4 protein-coding genes and 1 pseudogene are annotated in these 4,083 nt (G+C 63.0%); 4 read left to right on the plus strand and 1 reads right to left on the minus strand.

Going from position 1 to position 4,083, the window contains the following annotated elements:
- The first annotated feature begins 151 nt into the window (after window positions 1-151).
- From MJ783_RS23585 to MJ783_RS23590, 4 genes are read left to right on the plus strand one after another with little or no spacing between them, the layout of a single operon-like run.
- Complete coding sequence (locus MJ783_RS23585; protein ID WP_370651512.1) at window positions 152-580, plus strand: RNA-binding domain-containing protein; 429 nt, start codon at window positions 152-154, stop codon at window positions 578-580.
- Window positions 580-1,494 (plus strand): ATP-binding protein, encoded by a 915-nt coding sequence (locus tag MJ783_RS07780; RefSeq protein ID WP_239309585.1) that lies wholly within the window; start codon window positions 580-582, stop codon window positions 1,492-1,494. The genes MJ783_RS23585 and MJ783_RS07780 overlap by 1 nt, the downstream gene beginning before the upstream one ends.
- On the plus strand, window positions 1,491-2,513 hold the full coding sequence (locus MJ783_RS07785; protein WP_239309587.1) for a ParA family protein: 1,023 nt from the start codon (window positions 1,491-1,493) through the stop codon (window positions 2,511-2,513). Before MJ783_RS07780 ends, MJ783_RS07785 begins: the two co-directional genes overlap by 4 nt.
- Window positions 2,514-2,559: 46 nt before the next feature.
- The gene (locus MJ783_RS23590) at window positions 2,560-3,012 is read left to right on the plus strand and encodes a hypothetical protein (protein ID WP_370651526.1); all 453 of its coding nucleotides are present in this window, start codon (window positions 2,560-2,562) and stop codon (window positions 3,010-3,012) included.
- 812 nt (window positions 3,013-3,824) lie between these two features.
- Here the strand turns inward: MJ783_RS23590 and MJ783_RS07795 are convergent.
- Window positions 3,825-4,083 (minus strand): annotated as a pseudogene (locus MJ783_RS07795) (hypothetical protein); the annotation flags it as partial.

Genomic DNA, 4,083 nt, shown 5'->3' on the forward strand with positions numbered 1-4,083 from the left:
GATCTGACGGTGCGACGGTCGCGTTACGAGCCCCCTTTGGGCGGGCCTGTCGACGGGCTGCGCCCTGATCCAGCCGAGATGAGCGACATCGGAGGCAACGCGGCACCTGCTGACAAGGTTTCCCTACGACGGGTGGGACAGAATCAGCGTCATGAGAACAGATCTTGCGACGGCCCTGGGTACCCAGGAGACCGCCAACCTCGAGTTCAAGCGGGAGGCCAAGGACCGTAACGCCATCCGCGAGGCGATCTGTGCTCTGGCCAACGATCTACCGGGACTGGGCGGCGGATGCCTGATCATCGGCGTCGACAAGTCTGGTAGGCCGGTCGAGCAGGTCGACACATCGGATCAGGCGCTGCTCGGGCTTAGAGCGCCCGGCAATAGGGGACGCGGCGTCGCGGGGCTGGGGCACGCACCTCGCTGTGTTGTCGTCGGTCGCCACCCAATACCAGGGTGGCTCCCTCCGCCGCCTTGCGATGCACGCACCCCAGCCCCGCTCCTTGATCCACGCCCCTATTGCCGGGCGCTCTTACCAGCATCCGTGATGAGGGGAGGATTCTGGATCGGCCTTCGATCGTAGTGAGCCGCGCCATATTTCAGGGGCAGCCGGTCGTCCAGATCGACGTGAGTGCGTCCCGGACCCCACCGGTCCGGTTCGACAACGTCGTCTGGGTGCGGCCGGGACCGTCAACCCGCAGGGCGACCCGCGACGACGAGCGGGTGCTCTCCGAGCGGCGGCGCTCCTTTGAAACTCCGTTCGATGTCCGTCCCATCACAGGCAGCACCACCGACGACCTCGATCTCGATCTTTTCCGGTCGGACTACCTACGCTCCGCGATCGACCCGTCGGTCCTGAACGAGAACGGTCGGCCGACCGAGCAGCATCTGGCGTCACTGCGACTCGCCGACATCAATGGCACCCCGACCGTCCTCGGTCTCCTCCTTGTCGGGCTGGACCCGAGCGCGCGAATTCCCGGCGCATACGTCCAGTTCATCCGGTACGAGGGGATTGATGTTGGTGGTGCCGTCTTGGATGAGCAGGAACTCCGGGTCAATGTCATCAACGCTGCGGAGCGGCTGGAGACCCTGTACAAGGGACACCTGCACACCCGACTGATCGAGGTGAGCGGGTTTCGCGAGGAGCCGAGGCCGGACTACCCGATCGAGGCGCTCCGAGAGGTGTGCATGAACGCGATCATGCACCGCAACTACGAGTCATCGAACGCGCCGGTCCGCGTTGCCTGGTTTGATGACAGGATCGAGGTGACCAATCCCGGCGGACCGTTCGGTCAGGTCCGGTCAGACAACTTCGACCGGGTCAACGACTATCGGAACCCCTCGCTTGCCGCCGCGATGAAGTCGCTGGGCTACGTCAACCAGTTCGGCCGCGGTATCGGGCGTATCCGGGCGTCATTGAGCCGGAACGGCAACCCCGAACCTGAGTTCATCGTCGATGACGCCTCGTGGACCGTGACCCTGAGGAGCGCCACGTGATCTCGGTGGCGCTGTTCAATAACAAGGGTGGTGTAGGGAAGACGACCCTCACCTATCACCTCGCGCACATGCTTCAGCGGCTCGGCAAGAATGTTCTTGCCGTGGACCTGGACCCCCAGTCGAACCTGACGGCAGCCTTTCTTGATGAAGAGAAACTCGAGCTGATCTGGCGGGAGCCCGACGAGTCGACATGGTCGGCCGGGCGGGGCGATGCCGACAGCGCTACCACAGTTGCCGCCGCTGTCAGGCCGATTATGGAAGGCACGGGGGACATTCGTCCGTGTGGGCCTGAACAGATCGCGGATGGGCTCTGGTTGCTTGCTGGTGACCTGACGTTGAGCGCTTTCGAGGATCGGTTGAGCGAATCCTGGCCCAAGGGCTTCACTGGAGACCCGGCAGCGCTGCGGACGACAACGGCGTTCCACCGGATTATTCAGGTTGCCGCTCGACAGGTCAGAGCCGATGTCGTACTCATCGATGTCGGCCCTAATCTCGGCGCAATCAATCGAGCGGCTCTGCTCGCTGCCGACACGGTGCTCGTTCCACTGGCGGCGGATCTGTTCTCCCTCCGGGGACTGCGAAATCTTGGACCGACCCTCCGGACGTGGCGGGCGACCTGGCACCACAAGGTACTCCCGGACCTCCCGCCGAGGATTGATGCACCGCCTGGCCGAATGACTCCCCTCGGTTACGTCATTATGCAGCCGACGATGCGTCTGGACCGCCCCGTCAAGGCATACCAACGATGGCTCGATCGCATTCCTCAGGTCTTCGCGTCGGACGTGCTAGGTGAACCGGAGGCGAAAACAAGCCTCGGATCGTATGAAATCGCAACGCTACGCAATTACCAGAGCCTGATGCCGCTCTCGCATGATGCGCGCAAGCCGATGTTCGACCTGAGAACCGCAGACGGCGCGCTGGGTAGTACCCAGACGCTTGTCAGCCGGTGCTACCACGACTTCCAGTCGCTCGCGACGACGCTCTTGCAGAGGCTGGACTCAGTGCAGGTCGAGAACTGACTCAGCTGGTTTGCTGAAGGTCACCGACTTCGGTATCACGAAAATCGTGGAGGGGCCGGCGACTACCGCGAGCGCGGTTATCGGCACTCCGCGGTATATGGCCCCCGAACAGATCCTCGGTGGCCGGCTGAGCCCGGCCACCGATCTGTACGCCCTGGGGGCGTCGCTGTATGAGCTGCTGGCCGGGACGCCACCGTTTGATCCGGCGCTGCCGGCCCCGGCACTTGTCCATCATCCGCCATCCAGGGCCTGCCGGCGCCAGGCGGCGCCTCGCGTCATCGCTCCCCGCACATCGCTTCGCGATGCACGGCTACCCCGGCTCGTCAGCCCCGGTGGAACACCGCTACCTGGGCCTTCTCCGCCTCACGATGCATCCGTCTGTCATCCGGCGCCCCCCGAACAACTTCCGGTGGCGACCACTTGCGGTCGGCGCTGGACGTTCATCCAGGACCTGCCGGTGCCAGCCGGCGCCTCGCGTCGTTGTCGTCAGCCCTGGTAGCACACCGCTACCGGGGCCTCCTCGCGCCTCGCGACGCATCCACCTGGCATCCGACAACCCCCGAAGGAGTTCCAGCGCCGACCGCTGAGCGTGACGCAAGCGGCGCGTCCCCGGCTGGAGCAGGCACGGCCTGCCGCACGACCAATATCACGCAACTTCAGACTAATGACTACGGAATGTCATCGGCCGTGTCGGCAGTATTATCACCCAGGGTAACCACAGTAGGTTTTACCTTTGTACTTGGTGCATTCCTTACCATTCTTTGTATGCCAGTAGTCTCCCTCTCTGTGTGCCTGGGTTGTCGGCTTACCGCTCACAAGCATCGGGGCGGTGGTCAGTGCGACGGTGGCGAGGAGCAGTGCCAGCGCCAGTGCCAGCGCCAGTGCCAGCCTCGGGGGCTGGCGGATTGACCAAAGCAAATTCTGCATTGATACCCCTTCTCGGGTATGAGAGAAATGGATGGAGGATTATTCAGCGCTCCCATCCTGGATGATCTGAATTATCCGTTGTCGCAGGTCGAGGCGTTGTTATAGATCTCGATGGAAAAGTTCTGCATAACCCTCCAGGTAGATGCAGCTCCATGGGCGTACGGTCGGTCGGCCGCTAGATCTCACAGTTAACAGGGTTGGCCGCGCACGCGCCACGAAATGAGCCGGAGAGGGCGGACTGAAAATGATATCCGTATCCGCCCGTGGCGCTGAGCTGCGCATAGTCTCCAGGGCAGTTTCTCCGCAGCCCGGTGCGGTACCAGCGGGAGGCGTCAAAGGAGCGGTCAGCCGGCTTACATTAAAAGAGACGGAGGATTGGCTGCTTCAGGCGGCGGGTGGTGGGCCGACTGTCCCGGCGGTACGTCGCCGAGCCTTCTGGATCAGACAACGGACAGTGACGAAGGTGGCGGCCGGATACAGGTAGAAGCCGACGATCTCCCCGTTCCTATCAGTACACCGCCGTAACTTAACGTAGTTGTTCATCCACGAGTGCGTGCGTTCGAACTGCGGGCGTGGGGGCAGTAACGCCGAGAACTGGTCCCACAACGGTTCGAATTCCCTGTATCGATCCATGATCGGCGCG

Origin of the sequence: Protofrankia sp. Cj3, assembly GCF_917627355.1 — a bacterium.
In the GTDB taxonomy this organism is placed as follows: domain Bacteria; phylum Actinomycetota; class Actinomycetes; order Frankiales; family Frankiaceae; genus Protofrankia.